The following is a 16,151-nucleotide window of genomic DNA, read 5'->3' on the forward strand; positions in this document are numbered from 1 at the left end:
CTTTTTTATGGTCTTTGCTAAGCACCAAGGTTGATTAAACAATTAAAATTCAATCATCCCTTCTCGCAAACTATCGATAGTATCCACCAAATCGCCACGCCATTGGCGAATCATATCGACTGAAATATTGGTACTTGATGGGCTTGCCATAACATCAATCACTGGCAATTTAGCATTTTTGTTGCTTTCATCACTCTCATTGCCGAGGTTTTGGGGCACAGGTTTATAGATAATCTGCTGCCATGCTTTTTCGATATCCCCCAAATAATCATTAGCTAATAGTTGCTTTAACCGTATGACTTCAGGTGATACTTGGGTTTTAGCCTCCAACGCATCACTAATTGATTGCAGACTCGGGTTTAGCATAGTTAAATTATAATAGCGTGCTACTTCTTGTAAAAATGCCAAATAGCCGCCGTACAAATGCATGAGCGCACTTTCAATATGTGCTTCCTGTAATTGCCCTTTTGGCGTCTGTTCAGCTTGCTGACAATAAATTCGGCAAAAATACATTTTTTGATTGGTTCTATCTGCTTGATAACGTGCAACACGACCTGCCATATTGTTTCCTTAGACATTTGATACGGCTATTTTGATGAAAAAAAAGGCCAGTTGCAAGCACCGGCCTTTTTATGACTGATTAACGATTATTTAACCTTTATTTTGCATCTTGGCTATTAAACTCTTCAGCAAATTTGTCTTCAAATGACATTGACGCAGGCTCCATGTTTTCGGCAAACAAGGTGTCTAATGCTTCTAGCTGCTGATTTTCAGTAGCTTCTGTAGCGGTGGTTTTACCGCTCTCTAGACGCTGGGCATGGTAAGCTAAACCAGTACCTGATGGGACCAAGCGACCGACAACCACGTTTTCTTTTAGACCACGTAAGTCATCAATCTTGCCAGTAACTGCTGCCGCCGTCAATACGCGCGTTGTCTCTTGGAATGACGCCGCAGAAATAAAGCTTTCAGTTGCCAATGAGGCTTTGGTGATACCGAGCAATAAACGGTCAAACTTGACTGGGAATTTGTTTTCTTCGTCGAGTTTTTTGTTCATGGCGACGATATCAGCGTATTCAGCTTGGTCACCTTTGAAGTAGCTTGAGTCACCGCCATCGGTAACTTCAACTTTACGTAGCATCTGACGAATAATCACTTCAATATGCTTGTCGTTGATTTTTACCCCTTGTAAGCGGTAAACGTCTTGTACTTCATTGACGATGTAGTTGGCAAGCTCAGTTTCACCTTTTAAGCGTAAAATATCGTGTGGGTTTTGCGGACCATCGGCAATCACCTCGCCACGCTCAACACGTTCACCCTCAAATACGTTGATTTGACGCCATTTTGGAATCAACTCTTCATGCACTTCGCCATCATCATTGGTAATGATAAAGCGGTTTTTACCTTTGGTGTCTTTACCAAAGCTTACTGTACCACTCATTTCCGCCATAATCGCATGATCTTTTGGACGACGCGCTTCAAATAAGTCAGCAACACGCGGTAGACCACCGGTAATATCTTTGGTACCTGATGATTCTTGTGGTACACGACCTAAAATCGAACCTGTTGTTACTTCATCGCCTTCACGCACACGAATGATGGTTTGCTGTGGTAAGAAGTACACCACTTCTTTACCCTCTTTGGTATCAAGGATAATCGCAGGACGTAAATCTTTACCTGAGCTTGGGCGGTCTTTGGTCGCCAAGATTTCGTATGAACTCATACCTGTTGCTTCATCGATTTTCATGGTGGCGGTTAAGCCATCGGTGATTTCGCTAAAGCGTGCGGTACCTGATACCTCGGTAATGATTGGATGGGTGTGGGGGTCCCATTTACCAATGGTTTGACCTGGGGTAACCTCAGTGCCATCAGCCACTAAAATTGACGAACCATACGGTGCTTTATAGCGCTCACGCTCACGGCCCAATTCATCGGTAATACTAATTTCTGCAGAGCGAGAGACCACTACCAAATGACCATCGGCATGGCTTACAGATTTCAAGTTTTGGAAGCGAACAGTACCGCCTTTATTAACCTGAATACTGTTTTCCACGGCTGCGGCACTCGCGGCACCCCCCACGTGGAAGGTACGCATGGTTAGCTGGGTACCCGGCTCACCGATTGATTGCGCCGCCATAACACCCACAGACTCACCAATATTGACGCGGTGACCACGTGCTAAGTCACGACCATAACATTGTGAACAGACGCCATGTGGCACTTCACAAGTAATCACTGAACGCACCCAAACTTCGTCAATACCATGTTCATCAAGCACTTTTACCCAATGCTCATCGAGCAAGGTACCCGATGGGATGGCTAATTCGCCTGTTTTATTTGACATCACATCTTTAGCAGTGACTCGGCCCAGCACTCGGTCAGCCAATTGCTCAATGATTTCACCACCTTCAATGTGTGGCTTCATCAAGATACCTTTATCGGTACCACAATCAGGCTGGGTGATAACCAAATCTTGCGCAACGTCAACCAAGCGACGGGTTAAGTAACCTGAGTTTGCGGTTTTTAGTGCGGTATCGGCTAGACCTTTACGGGCACCGTGCGTCGAGATAAAGTACTGTAAAACGCTTAAGCCTTCACGGAAGTTGGCTTTAATGGGGGTTTCAATAATCGAGCCGTCTGGTTTTGCCATTAGACCACGCATACCTGCCAACTGACGAATCTGTGCGGCACTACCACGCGCCCCTGAATCCGACATGATATAAATCGAGTTAAACGATTTTTCTTTTTCCGTTTCACCTTGGCTGTTGACAACGGTATCTTGTGATAGGTTATCCATCATCGCTTTGGCGATTTGGTCATTGGTACGTGACCAAATATCAATGACTTTGTTATAACGTTCACCCGCGGTCACGAAGCCTTGTTCAAACTGGCTTTCAATCTCACGAACTTCTGCATCAGCCGCTTCGATGATTTTATTTTTGGTAGGTGGAATGAGCATATCTTCCATACCAATGGATACACCTGACAACGTCGCTTGGGCAAAACCCAAATACATCAATTGGTCAGCAAACATGACGCTGTCTTTCACGCCCATTTTGCGGTAGCAAGAATTGATAAGGCGAGCGATGTTTTTCTTAGTCATCTCTTTGTTGACTTCTTCAAAGCTCATACCTTTTGGGGTAATATTCCAAATCAAACAGCGACCCGCAACGGTATCAACCATTTTGGTAAGGGTATTGGCATTGCCTTCTTCGTCATACGTGGTTTCTTCAATACGTACTTTAATTTTGGCATTGACGCTTAAATCACCGGTACCTAGCGCGCGATACACTTCTTTCACGTTTGAGAAAGTCATGTTTTCGCCTTTGGCATTGATGTGCGAACGGCTGATGTAATACAAACCCAATACAACGTCTTGTGATGGCGTGATGATTGGCTCACCATTGGCAGGTGACAAGATGTTGTTGGTTGACATCATCAAGGCACGGGCTTCAAGCTGGGCTTCTAGGGTTAACGGTACGTGTACCGCCATTTGGTCACCATCAAAGTCGGCGTTAAACGCGCTACAAACTAGCGGATGTAGCTGAATCGCTTTACCTTCAATCAGTACAGGCTCAAATGCTTGCAAACCCAAACGATGGAGGGTCGGTGCACGGTTTAGTAGCACTGGGTGCTCACGAATCACGCTGGCAAGCATATCCCACACTGCCGGTTCTTCACGCTCAACCATTTTCTTAGCAGCTTTGATAGTGGTCGCGATGCCATTTTGTAAAAGTTTGGCATAAGTAAAGGGTTTGAACAGTTCAAGTGCCATTTTTTTAGGCAAGCCACATTGGTGTAGACGCAGGTATGGACCCACGGTAATGACCGAACGACCTGAATAGTCAACACGTTTACCGAGTAAGTTTTGACGGAAACGGCCTTGTTTACCTTTAATCATATCGGCTAAAGATTTCAAAGGACGTTTGTTGCTACCTGTAATCGCACGACCGCGGCGACCGTTGTCAAGCAGCGCATCCACTGACTCTTGCAGCATACGTTTTTCGTTACGCACGATGATGTCAGGCGCATTGAGTTCCAACAAGCGTTTTAAACGGTTGTTACGGTTAATGACGCGGCGATATAAATCATTTAAGTCTGAAGTGGCAAAACGCCCCCCTTCAAGCGGTACCAATGGACGCAAATCGGGTGGCAATACAGGTAATACGGTCATTACCATCCATTCTGGCTTATTGTTTGAATCACGGAATGACTCAAGCAATTTCAGGCGTTTTGACATTTTTTTAAGTTTGGTTTCTGAACCTGTATTAGGAATTTCTTCACGTAACTGGTCGATTTCCAAATCCACGTCAATATCACGCAGCAAGTCTTGCACCGCTTCAGCACCCATTTTTGCGGTGAATTCATCACCAAACTCTTCAAGCGCTTTGAAGTAATCTTCATCATCGAGCAACTGGTATTTTTCAAGGGTAGTTAAACCTGCGTCAGTCACTACATAGCTTTCAAAATACAATACGCGCTCGATATCACGCAAAGTCATATCAAGTAGTAGACCAATACGGCTTGGTAATGATTTTAAGAACCAAATATGGGCGACTGGACTTGCTAGCTCAATGTGACCCATACGCTCGCGGCGTACTTTGGCAGCGGTCACTTCAACGCCACATTTTTCACAGATCACGCCTTGGAATTTACGGCGTTTGTATTTACCACACAAGCATTCGTAGTCTTTAACAGGTCCAAAAATTTTGGCACAAAAAAGACCATCACGTTCTGGTTTGAAAGTACGATAGTTGATGGTTTCAGGCTTTTTAACTTCCCCATGCGACCAAGATTTGATGGTGTCAGGTGAGGCAAGAGAAATTTGAATGCTGTCGAACTCTTGGTTACCAGAGTCGGCAGGGCTTTTCATGATGTCTAATAAGTCTTTCAAACTGCTTCTCCATCGATTAAATTGAAGGTCGCTACAGATTGACTTTCAATTTAAGGTTAATTTTTATTCGTTTGTCATTAACAAGGTAAACTATTGAGTTTGAGTATGGTGACGTTTAAAGCCGCCATACTCACAATCATGACTTAGTTTTTACTTTTGCTATGATCTTTTAACTCAATATTGATACCCAATGACTTAATCTCTTTGGTCAATACGTTGAACGATTCTGGCATACCAGCTGACATGTTCTGTTCACCATCGACGATGTTTTTGTACATGCGGGTACGACCTTCCACGTCATCGGATTTCACCGTCAACATCTCTTGCAATGTATAAGCAGCACCGTAAGCTTCAAGTGCCCAAACTTCCATCTCACCGAAGCGCTGACCACCAAACTGGGCTTTACCACCCAATGGCTGCTGGGTAACCAGTGAGTAAGAACCCGTTGAACGTGCGTGCATTTTGTCGTCAACCAAGTGGTTGAGTTTGAGCATGTACATGTAACCTACGGTCACCGGACGATCAAATTGTTGACCGGTACGACCATCAAACAATACTTGTTGACCTGAGGTTGGCATACCCGCTAATTCTAGCAAGCCTTTGATTTGCTGTTCTTTAGCGCCATCAAATACTGCGGTACCCATTGGTACGCCCGCACGTAGATTTTTTGACATCGCAATGATTTCTTCATCACTGATGCTGCCTAAGTCCACTTGCTCGCCGCCAATTTGGTTGTAGATTTTGTCTAAGAAATCACGTAACTCAGCAACTGCCGCTTGTTGTTTGATCATCTCATCAATCTTGATGCCCAAACCACGTGCTGCACCGCCTAAGTGAGTTTCTAGAATCTGACCGACGTTCATCCGCGATGGTACACCGAGTGGGTTTAGTACCACATCCACTGGGTTGCCGTTTTCATCATATGGCATGTCTTCAATCGGCATGATACGTGATACCACCCCTTTGTTACCATGACGACCCGCCATTTTGTCACCTGGCTGAATACGACGTTTTACTGCCAAATACACTTTGACGATTTTTTGCACACCATGCGTTAAGTCATCACCTGCCGTTAATTTGCGTTTTTTCTCAGTGAATTTTTCATCGATTTCTTTTTGTTTATCGGTTAAAAAGTCACCAATTTGTGATAAACGCTCTGCGGTATCTTCTTGGGTTGGCTGAATATCCAGCAATGTTTCAAGTGACATGTCTTGCATTGAGTCTTCACTCAATACCGTACCTGATTTTAAGCCCGCGCCACCACTGACAGTCTGACCGTCAAGCAATGAAATAATGCGACCGCGTGCGGCGTTTTCAAAGATACGCAATTCTTCTTTTAAGTCTTTACGATAGCTATCAAGCTGGGCTTTTTCGATAGCTTGCGCACGGCTGTCTTTTTCTACACCATCACGGGTAAAGACTTGGACGTCAATCACCGTACCTTTGGTAGAAGAAGGCACTCGCAACGACGTATCTTTAACGTCCGCGGCTTTTTCACCAAAAATTGCACGAAGTAGTTTTTCTTCAGGGGTGAGCTGCGTTTCACCTTTTGGTGTCACTTTACCCACCAAGATATCGCCACCTTGTACTTCCGCACCAATATAGACGATACCTGCTTCATCCAAATTAGCTAGGGCTGCTTCACCCACGTTTGGAATATCGCCAGTGATTTCTTCCGTACCCAATTTGGTATCACGCGCCACACAGGTTAATTCTTGGATATGGATGGTGGTAAAACGATCTTCTTTAACCACACGCTCCGATAACAAAATCGAGTCTTCGAAGTTATAACCGTTCCAAGGCATAAACGCCACACGCATGTTTTGACCCAATGCCAACTCACCCAAATCGGTTGATGGACCATCTGCCAAGATATCCCCGCGCGCAATGACATCACCTTGGTTGACGATAATGCGTTGGTTAATACAGGTATTTTGGTTTGAACGGGTGTATTTGATTAAGTTGTAGATATCAATACCCGCTTCGCCCGCTTGCATTTCATCTTCATTCACTTTTACAACGACACGGCTCGCATCCACGTCCATAATGACGCCGCCACGTTTGGCAGTCACACACACACCGGAGTCACGGGCAACGTGACGTTCCATACCCGTTCCAACCAGTGGTTTATCCGACCGTAAAGTGGGTACCGCTTGGCGCTGCATGTTTGAACCCATCAAGGCACGGTTGGCATCATCATGTTCCAAGAATGGAATCAAACTTGCTGCCACAGACACAACCTGACGCGGTGATACGTCCATATGGGTCACTTTCTCTGGTGCCATACGTACAAATTCACCATAGTTACGCACAGAGACATAATCTTCTGTCAATTGACCGCTTTCATCAATCGGCGAATCCGCTTGTGCAATCACAGTACCCACTTCTTCAATCGCTGATAAATACTCGATTTCATCCGTTACTTTACCGTCGACTACTTTACGATACGGAGTTTCTAAGAAACCAAATTCATTGGTTTTAGCATAAACAGCTAGTGAGTTGATTAGACCGATGTTTGGACCCTCAGGGGTTTCAATCGGACACACACGACCATAATGGGTTTGGTGTACGTCACGGACTTCAAAGCCTGCACGTTCACGTGTTAAACCACCTGGACCTAATGCAGAAACACGACGCTTATGGGTGATTTCTGACAACGGGTTGTTTTGGTCCATGAATTGTGACAATTGTGATGAACCAAAGAACTCTTTAATAGCGGCTGCCACAGGTTTTGAGTTGATCAAATCTTGTGGTGATAAGTTATCTGTTTCAGCTGAGCTTAAACGCTCTTTAACAGCACGCTCAACACGGACTAGACCCACGCGAAATTGATTTTCTGTCATCTCACCGACTGAACGGACACGGCGGTTACCTAAATGGTCAATATCGTCCACTACCCCACGACCATCACGAATTTCAATCAACATTTTTAATACGTCAATAATATCTTCGTTGGTCAACACACTGCGTTCACGCTGCACATCAGGGTCATTGGTTGGCTCATAGGCACGGCCCAAACGACGGTTGAACTTCATGCGACCGACATTTGATAAATCATAGCGGTCTGCGTTAAAAAACATCGATTCAAACAGTTTTTCAGCCGTATCGAGTGTTGGTGGTTCACCTGGACGCATCACTTTGTATATTTCAATCAACGCTTCTTCACGGCTCATCGCAGTATCCGCGCGCAGTGTATCGGCGATGTATGAACCATGATCGATATCGTTAGTGAATAAGATATCAAATTCTTTAATACCGTTATTGCTGATTTTGACCAAAGTCTCGTGGTCAAGCAATTGGTTAGCGCGTGCAATGACTTCATCATCCACAACGATATCTTGTGCCAAAATACGTTCATACAGGTATTCATCAGGCACAGGCAATTTAGTCATACCGGCTTGTTCGATTTTACGAATCGCGCGCGCGTTGATACGTTTGCCCTGTTCGACAATCACTTCGCCATCAGGTGAAACGATTTCAAACTGCGCCATTTCACCGCGTAAACGGTCAGTGACAAGATCGATTTCAAATTGCTCATCACCTTTATAGACGTGGGTTTTTTCATAAAACGCATCTAAAATTTGCTGTGTATTCATCCCAATGGCATGCAAAATCACTGTTGCCAATAATTTACGACGACGGTCAATACGAGCAAACACCAAGTCTTTGGCATCAAATTCAAAGTCTAACCATGAACCACGGTAAGGAATAATACGGGCGTTATACAACACTTTACCACTTGAATGTGATTTGCCTTTGTCATGGTCAAAGAATACCCCTGGTGAACGGTGTAACTGCGATACGATGACACGCTCAGTACCATTAATCACAAAAGTACCGTTTTCGGTCATCAATGGGATTTCACCCATATAGACGCTTTGTTCACGGATATCTTTAATTGCCGCTTTGGCATCTTTGTCTTTGACATCTTTGTCTTTGATGACCAAACGGATTTTGACACGTAATGGCGCTGCATAGGTTGAACCACGTAAAATACATTCGCGCACATCAAACTCTGGTGCACCTAGATAGTATTCAACAAATTGTAGCTCGGCATTGCCAGTATGGCTTTCAATAGGGAAAATAGAATTAAAAGCGGCTTGTAAACCAATGTTTTCCCGACCTTTTGGCTTTTTATTTTCTTGCAAAAATTGCTCATACGAGTCAACTTGGATGGCCAATAAGTATGGCACGTCCATGACGGTGGGCAACTTTGCAAAACTTTTACGAATGCGTTTTTTTTCAGTATACGAGTATGCCATTAAAAGTCCTTAAACATTCAAAGCGTTAATGCCTACCCATCTATCAATACTTCAGTGCACTGATACTGCTGTGCACTGATAAAGCCACAAATCACCACATTTCCTGTTAGGAAATTAAGTTTTTTGCGCATTTATTAACGATGGAATCTATTTTTAAAAGATTTGATGACCCAATCCCTACAGTCTTAGGTCACCAACTTAAATCCAATTTCCTAACGGAAATCTTAAAACCTTGCTCAATCAGCGGATAAGTTAATCATCACAGGATGCATAACCCAATCAGCGATATAATATAAAATCGATACAAACAAAAACTGTAGAGACGACAAAAAGCCAAACACCTTTGGGGTATTTAGCTCAAGTTTTTTTACGCATTACCAGACTTTCTAACTTGCATGGAACAATTCTGTCCTTGGTGCGTGTGCCATCTTATATTCAATCAGACACGAAAGGTCAAGAGAATGATTATAATAAAAAAAAGCCATTATTGCAAGTGCAATAATGGCTTTTTGAAGTTTAGAAAACTTAGGTGCGAGAATTATTTCAATTCTACTGATGCGCCTGCTTCTTCTAATTTTTTCTTCAATTCTTCAGCTTCAGCTTTCGCTACGCCTTCTTTAACAGTTTGTGGTGCGCCTTCAACTAGGTCTTTAGCTTCTTTTAAGCCCAAGCCAGTGATTTCGCGAACTGCTTTAATAACAGCTACTTTCTTGTCGCCAGCGCCAGTTAATACGACGTTGAAGTCGTCTTTTTCTTCTGCTGCAGGTGCGTCACCGGCTGCTGCAGGTGCTGCTGCTAGTGCAGCGGCTGATACGCCAAATTTTTCTTCCATTGCAGAGATAAGATCTACAATTTCCATTACTGATTTTTCAGCGATTGCATCAAGAATTTCTTGGTTAGTTAATGCCATGATGTGTATTCCTAAATAAGTGAATTTGGTTTAAAAAATGCTAAGCGTAGGTGAGTTTGCTTAAATAAATTAAGCTGCTTCGCCTTCACCTTGCATTTTGTCGCGTAATGCTGCCAAAGTACGAACAAATTTGCCTGCAGCGGCTTCTTTCATCGTACCCATTAAGCGCGCAATCGCTTCGTCGTAAGTTGGTAAGCTTGCTAAACGATCGATATCTTTAGCAGCGATAAACTCGCCTTCAAAAGCTGCGCCTTTAATTTCAAACTTATCGTTTGTTTTAGCAAATTCTTTGAACAAACGTGCCGCAGCACCTGGATGTTCAGTTGAGAATGCGATAAGTGTTGGACCTACAAATACGTCATTTAACACAGTGTAGTTAGTGTCTTCTAAGGCACGACGTAATAAAGTATTACGCACGATACGCATATCAACACCCGCTGCACGAGCTTCTTTACGTAGCTGGGTCATTTTACCTACTGTCACGCCACGAGCATCGGCAACAACAGCAGAAAGGGCACCTTTGGCAGATTCACTTACTTCAGCAACAATCGCTTGTTTGTCTTGAAGATTTAATGCCATGGGTTGTCTCCATATTATCAGTTTCCTAGTTATGATTAACTTAGGGCACCAATAAACTTAGTTAATATAATAAGTTAAATTACAACTTATTATCACTCCGATACGGTGGCAGTCAATGATAAATTAAACTGCCATCCCGTCTGCGTAGGCTGTGAAAAACTTTCACAATTAAACTATTTACGATTAAACCAATAGAATTATGATTAAACCAATAGAACCTACGGTCTTAGACAGCACAACCCGTTTGTGCTGAACTAAATTTATAATATGTTAAAAATTCACCATTAAGCTTTAAAGCTTAGGCATTACGATAAGGAACTGCATCTAAGTTGATGCCAGGACCCATCGTGCTTGATAGGGTGATTTTTTTGATATAAATACCTTTTGAGGTCGCAGGTTTTGCTTTTTTCAAATCAGCGATTAATGCAGACGCATTTTGCTCGATTTGTTCAGCGCTAAAGCCTACTTGACCAATTGTAGTATGGATAATACCCGCTTTATCAACACGGTAAGTTGCCTGACCCGCTTTGGTGTTTTTAACCGCTTCAGCAACGTTAGGGGTAACTGTACCTACTTTAGGGTTTGGCATTAAACCACGTGGACCTAAAATTGTACCTAATTGACCAACAACGCGCATTGCATCAGGCGACGCAATCACAACATCAAAGTCCATGTTACCTGCTTTGATGCTTTCTGCTAGGTCTTCAAAACCTACGATATCAGCACCCGCTTCTTTTGCTGCATCAGCTGCTGCACCTTGTGCAAACACGGCAACACGTTTGGTTTTACCGGTACCTGCAGGTAGGTTAGTAGCACCACGAACCACTTGGTCAGATTTACGTGGGTCAACGCCTAGATTGATAGCAATATCGATTGACTCTTTGAATTTTGCAGGTGGTAATTTATTTAGGATTTCCACCGCTTCAGTCAATGTGTATTGTTTGTTCGCATCATAGCTTTCAGCGATTGCTTTTTGACGTTTAGTTAATTTAGCCATTTACACGCCCTCCACGTCAATACCCATTGAGCGAGCAGTACCCGCCAATGTGCGAACCGCAGCTTCTAAGTCAGCAGCAGTTAAGTCAGCATTTTTAGTGTTAGCAATTTCTTCTAACTGTGCACGGTCAACTTTACCTACTTTAGTTTTGTTCGGTACGCCTGAACCTTTAGCAGCACCTGCAGCTTTGCGAATTAAGAACGCCGCTGGTGGTGACTTCATGATGAAGGTGAACGATTTGTCGTTGTAAACCGTGATTTCAACGGGAACAGGTAGACCTGGTTCCATGCTAGAAGTAGCTGCGTTGAACTCTTTACAGAATGCCATGATGTTCACACCTTTTTGACCCAATGCTGGACCGATAGGTGGTGATGGATTAGCTTTACCAGCTGGCACTTGTAGTTTGATGTAACCATCAATCTTTTTAGCCATGATAGACTCCTGTTATGGGTAATAGCGCTAGACTCCCACTCATCGAATGGCTATCTGGCTCCCCGGGTGATATTGTCAATCTTGCAGACAACAGAAAAAATAAAGTGCCATATTATAAGCGAATTTTTACTTAGGTAAAGCAAAAATTGCTAAATTTGGCACTTAGTTACAATTTTATTAGTAGATTCAAATTAAAAATTAGTTAATTTTTTCTACTTGCTTAAATTCTAACTCAACCGGTGTTGGACGGTTAAAGACATTGACAGTCAACTGTAAGCGTGATTTTTCGTAATCCACTTTTTCCACCAAGCCTCTAAACTCGGTAAACGGACCATCGATAACCAATACTTCTTCACCTGGCTCAAATAAGGTTTTTGGACGCGGTTTATTTTCGTTGGTATTTAAACGATTCAAAATGGTATCGGCTTCTTTTGGGGTAATCGGCGCAGGATTTTCTGGCGTACCGCCAATAAAACCCATCACACGTGGACAGTCTTTAACTAAGTGCCATGTGTTGTCGTTCATATCCATTTCAATCAATACGTAACCTGGGAAGAATTTACGCTCAGATTTGCGTTTTTTGCCATCCCGCATTTCGATAACTTCTTCGGTTGGGACGAGTACTTGACCAAACGATTCTTTGTATTCGCTGCGATTGATACGTTCAATCAATGAACGCTGCACTTGTTTTTCAAAGCCTGAAAATGCTTGTACGATATACCAACGCATGGATAATCTTCCTCTAATTCATTGCTAAACACATCGCCTACTATACCAAATATGAGCAATGCAGGTAAAATATTGATATTGCTAGATAGATAAAAACCCACAGATGTGGGTCAAATAAAAGGGTTTGGCTAAATTTTTGCTATTGACCAATGACGTATTGAATCAACTGGCTAAATACGGTATCTAATAACCACACGATAAAGGCTAATATCCCAGCCACTACCGCAACTTGCCAAGTATATTCAAGGGTTTCTTGTTTGGTCGGCCAAGTCACACGGCGTAATTCAACGCGGGAATCTTGCAAAAGTGTCTTAAAAGCACTGCCTTGGTTGGTCAATGCCAGTGCCAATAATGCAGCAATGATTAGTCCAGCAATAACAGCCACGCGCGTCCATAAACTGCTAGCGGGTTGCCAATATGCGGGTAAATATTGATTGACTAAAGTTGCGCTGATTAATGCGACAAAAGCAAAAATCCACAGGGCAAAATCTTTAGGGGAGTGTCGTTTGGCAATCTCAATAGCAGCAGGTTCGTGGACAACCACTTTTTCACCAGACATCCTTTTGCCATTGAGCTCTGCTAGTTTGTTCTCTAGCATTTGTTTCATAAGGCTGCCCTGTCTATCATTAAAACGTATTTTATTATTAGAATACAGCGTACACGCTAACCTAACTAAAATGTGGCAGGCGATGAGGGACTCGAACCCCCAACATTCGGTTTTGGAGACCGACGCTCTACCAATTGAACTAATCGCCTATGTTGAGTTTGAGTATTATAGCGAGTTTTTTTTTGAATGCAACACTTTCTACAGTTTTTTGCGATTTTAATCTTAACCTAGTATCGCTAAGATTTTGCGGCGTAAATGTGCAGCATCCGGCATGGCTTCCCCATCGATTCGTAATATCGAAATGCCTGCGCTCAACAGCGCTTTGTCTTTTTTTTCATCTTGCTGCTGACGGCGGCGAGTGTTGTGCGTCCAGTCGTCTAATTCAATTGCCAATAGTACGGTTTGCTTGTCTTGATCGACCAGCACATAGTCAACACTCATACGACAAATACGATTAAACCAAAAGCCTTGCTCAGTATCGTCATCGTCATTTGGCATAATAATACGCGATAGCTGTACTTGCCCAAAAATAATCAGCTCAGGTACCGCCTGCTGCAAGCGATTAAAAAATATTACTTCAGTCGGCGTCATGATTGGCATCGGCTCAAACGGCCATACTGCTAATTCATCTCCCCGAACGGGCTTAATAACCTCTTCATGGCTACTGCCACTACTGCGAAAGGCAAACACTAACAGGATAAACAACACAAACGCTAACACTAAAAAAATTGTCACAATAACCACACACTTTTATCAACAGGATAACTACCACAAGGCAGCATTATTCCTCTATTGGGTGATTTTCACAAGCGCGTAAATAAATAATACGACACAAAATGTCGCATTGTTTAGATTGGTTTGCCTTATTTGGATAGTTTGGCTTTAAAAAGGTTACCAGTAAAGCACCCAGCCGCTATTGACATCCACACGGCTATCGTTATTAAGCTTGTCTTTGAGCGCCAAGGCAGCAACTTTGCCTTTTTCTGGACCTACGACGATACGTACCCCTTTACTCGTTTGGGTGGTTTTGACTTTATAGCCTGCCGCTTGTAATTTTTGGGTGATTTCACTGGCTTTTTTTTGGTCGGTTGCCAATGCAACTTGTACCCCAAATGTGCCTTTAACATCCGTTTGTTTCACCGTCTGACGCGCCTGCCTTAAATTGTCTTGTGCCGCTTGGAATGCTTGTTTTTTCTGGGCTTGTTGCTGAGCTTCTAATTTTTTTTGGGCGATTTCTTGTTGACGTTTTTGCTCTTTTAACTGCTCTCTTAACTGGGCTTCTTGCTTTTTACGAGCGATTTCTTGCTGTTTTTGCTGCTCTTTTTGCGCGGCTTCTTGTTTTTTACGGGCGACTTCTTGCTGCTGCTGCAGTAGCGCCTGTTGCTTTTTTTGTTCAGCTTCTTGCTTTTTGCGAGCAATCTCATTTTGACGTTGTTGCTCTCGCGCTTGAGTTTGTTGGGTAATACGGTTAACTTGTGCCGCAGTCGGGATGGTGATAGTTTGCCCGACACGTAAGCTGCTGGTGGTGTTGAGATTATTGACGCTTGCCAATACGTCGACTGGCACATTGTAGCGACGTGATAACCCTATCAACCCCTCGCCTGCCTTGACTTGATAGGCACCAGTATTGTTAGGGGTGGTTTTTGCCACGGGCTGTGGCTGTGCGACGACGGGTGCTGCCACTGTGGGCGTTGGCGTAGCTGCTTGTACTTTAGTTTGCGCAGCGCTTTGGCTCTGTGCAGTATTTTGTGCGCTATTGGGTACTGCAGCTTGCGTTTGTGGTGGCGCGGCGACCGTGTCAACGGGTCGGGGCTTTACCACAGGTTGGGTAATCGCGGTCACTGAGCTGGCAACCACCGAATTGGTATTGGCGGCATTTTTGTTGGCATACAGTTGATTTTCAGCACGGCTACGCGCTAAAGCTTTGGCTTCAATCCGCTGTTGCTCGGTCATGTATTGCTGGGCTTGTTGTTCTTGCGCAGCGACTCGTTGCTCCCGTTCTTTTTGTTTTTGTGCCAGCAAATTTTTTTCGGTTGCGACATCCGCAGTGAGTGGCTCGTTGCTGATTGCCGATTGTTTATCTGTCGTGGGTTTAGCGATAACTTGTTGGCTATTGGCTGCAGGTTTGGCAGGCGCGTTTAAGACTTGGTGCATAGTGGCATATAACAACACGCTACCGCCTAACAATACCGTTGTACCCAATAATGCTTGCTTAGAAAATTTCATGCCAATTACCCTAGTTTATGTGTCTTGATAAATGATTTTTTCAACCTATAAAAATCAATGAATTTTGACTAATCATAGCAAAATTCGCGTGAGCAGTTTTTACCATTGTTGAGATATTAACTGAAAATTTTGAAAAGTAAAATCATTTGACGCACAAATTCGTTATTCACTCAGTGATTGGCTGGTCAGTACACCGCTGATGGTATAAAAAGAACCACACACCAAAATCAGGTCATTATCTTGGCTTCGGTCAATCACAGATTGGGTCGCTAAACTCAAATCCTCAAAAACACATACAGAATTAAAATAGCGCGGTAACAGCTCAGTTAAGCGCTCTTGGCTACTCGCTCTAGGGTGAGATATAACGCCGCTGTGAACACTGTCAATCGGCATCACCGTCTGGGAGAATTGCTGTAGATGGGCGAGCACGGGCTCGATGTCTTTATCAGCGAGCATGGATATCACCAAATGCAATTTGGCGGTTGGATGCTGGCGTTGGTAGGCATGTACATACGGCG

The 16,151-nt window shown here is 43.5% G+C and carries 12 protein-coding genes and 1 tRNA gene; all 13 read right to left on the reverse strand.

Annotated features, from left to right (window positions below):
• Window positions 1–42: 42 nt before the first annotated feature.
• Window positions 43–561, reverse strand: coding sequence for a DUF6586 family protein (locus RTR63_RS00640; protein ID WP_312522113.1), 519 nt, complete (start codon window positions 559–561; stop codon window positions 43–45).
• Between the two features lie 97 nt (window positions 562–658).
• A complete protein-coding gene (gene rpoC / locus RTR63_RS00645) occupies window positions 659–4,891 on the reverse strand; it encodes a DNA-directed RNA polymerase subunit beta' (protein ID WP_312522115.1) in 4,233 nt (1,410 codons plus the stop codon).
• A 143-nt stretch (window positions 4,892–5,034) separates the two neighbouring features.
• The gene (gene rpoB / locus RTR63_RS00650) at window positions 5,035–9,153 is read right to left on the reverse strand and encodes a DNA-directed RNA polymerase subunit beta (RefSeq protein WP_312522117.1); all 4,119 of its coding nucleotides are present in this window, start codon (window positions 9,151–9,153) and stop codon (window positions 5,035–5,037) included.
• 538 nt (window positions 9,154–9,691) lie between these two features.
• Window positions 9,692–10,063 carry a 50S ribosomal protein L7/L12 gene (gene rplL, locus RTR63_RS00655; protein ID WP_036597696.1) on the reverse strand — a complete coding sequence of 124 codons (372 nt, stop codon included), beginning with the start codon at window positions 10,061–10,063 and terminating at the stop codon, window positions 9,692–9,694.
• Window positions 10,064–10,132: 69 nt separating this feature from the next.
• The gene (gene rplJ / locus RTR63_RS00660) at window positions 10,133–10,642 is read right to left on the reverse strand and encodes a 50S ribosomal protein L10 (protein WP_007116396.1); all 510 of its coding nucleotides are present in this window, start codon (window positions 10,640–10,642) and stop codon (window positions 10,133–10,135) included.
• Between the two features lie 298 nt (window positions 10,643–10,940).
• On the reverse strand, window positions 10,941–11,639 hold the full coding sequence (gene rplA / locus RTR63_RS00665; protein ID WP_060996316.1) for a 50S ribosomal protein L1: 699 nt from the start codon (window positions 11,637–11,639) through the stop codon (window positions 10,941–10,943).
• Entirely contained in the window at window positions 11,640–12,071 is a 432-nt protein-coding gene (gene rplK, locus RTR63_RS00670; protein ID WP_036597691.1) for a 50S ribosomal protein L11, read from the reverse strand. It lies immediately after the preceding gene.
• Window positions 12,072–12,269: 198 nt separating this feature from the next.
• Entirely contained in the window at window positions 12,270–12,800 is a 531-nt protein-coding gene (nusG, locus tag RTR63_RS00675) for a transcription termination/antitermination protein NusG (protein ID WP_007116399.1), read from the reverse strand.
• 139 nt (window positions 12,801–12,939) lie between these two features.
• Window positions 12,940–13,407 carry a preprotein translocase subunit SecE gene (secE, locus tag RTR63_RS00680; RefSeq protein ID WP_138018876.1) on the reverse strand — a complete coding sequence of 156 codons (468 nt, stop codon included), beginning with the start codon at window positions 13,405–13,407 and terminating at the stop codon, window positions 12,940–12,942.
• A gap of 73 nt (window positions 13,408–13,480) precedes the next feature.
• Window positions 13,481–13,556, reverse strand: a tRNA-Trp gene (locus RTR63_RS00685).
• A 73-nt stretch (window positions 13,557–13,629) separates the two neighbouring features.
• Entirely contained in the window at window positions 13,630–14,142 is a 513-nt protein-coding gene (locus RTR63_RS00690; protein WP_309591632.1) for a DUF2726 domain-containing protein, read from the reverse strand.
• 156 nt (window positions 14,143–14,298) lie between these two features.
• Entirely contained in the window at window positions 14,299–15,633 is a 1,335-nt protein-coding gene (locus tag RTR63_RS00695; RefSeq protein ID WP_312522119.1) for an SPOR and LysM peptidoglycan-binding domain-containing protein, read from the reverse strand.
• 162 nt (window positions 15,634–15,795) lie between these two features.
• On the reverse strand, window positions 15,796–16,151 hold a 356-nt coding region (locus RTR63_RS00700), incomplete at its 5' end, for a glutamate ligase domain-containing protein (RefSeq protein WP_409418174.1).

The organism is Moraxella sp. CTOTU47724 (assembly GCF_032014955.1).
GTDB classification, from domain to species: Bacteria; Pseudomonadota; Gammaproteobacteria; order Pseudomonadales; family Moraxellaceae; genus Faucicola; species Faucicola tetraodonis.

What these genes read in the sequence shown, in the direction of transcription:
- nusG (WP_007116399.1), bottom strand. Translation starts at nt 12,800, where the DNA reads ATGCGTTGGTATATCGTACAAGCATTTTCAGGCTTTGAAAAACAAGTG.
- RTR63_RS00640 (WP_312522113.1), bottom strand. Translation starts at nt 561, where the DNA reads ATGGCAGGTCGTGTTGCACGTTATCAAGCAGATAGAACCAATCAAAAA.
- RTR63_RS00695 (WP_312522119.1), bottom strand. Translation starts at nt 15,633, where the DNA reads ATGAAATTTTCTAAGCAAGCATTATTGGGTACAACGGTATTGTTAGGC.
- rplJ (WP_007116396.1), bottom strand. Translation starts at nt 10,642, where the DNA reads ATGGCATTAAATCTTCAAGACAAACAAGCGATTGTTGCTGAAGTAAGT.
- rplL (WP_036597696.1), bottom strand. Translation starts at nt 10,063, where the DNA reads ATGGCATTAACTAACCAAGAAATTCTTGATGCAATCGCTGAAAAATCA.
- secE (WP_138018876.1), bottom strand. Translation starts at nt 13,407, where the DNA reads ATGAAACAAATGCTAGAGAACAAACTAGCAGAGCTCAATGGCAAAAGG.
- rplK (WP_036597691.1), bottom strand. Translation starts at nt 12,071, where the DNA reads ATGGCTAAAAAGATTGATGGTTACATCAAACTACAAGTGCCAGCTGGT.
- rplA (WP_060996316.1), bottom strand. Translation starts at nt 11,639, where the DNA reads ATGGCTAAATTAACTAAACGTCAAAAAGCAATCGCTGAAAGCTATGAT.
- rpoB (WP_312522117.1), bottom strand. Translation starts at nt 9,153, where the DNA reads ATGGCATACTCGTATACTGAAAAAAAACGCATTCGTAAAAGTTTTGCA.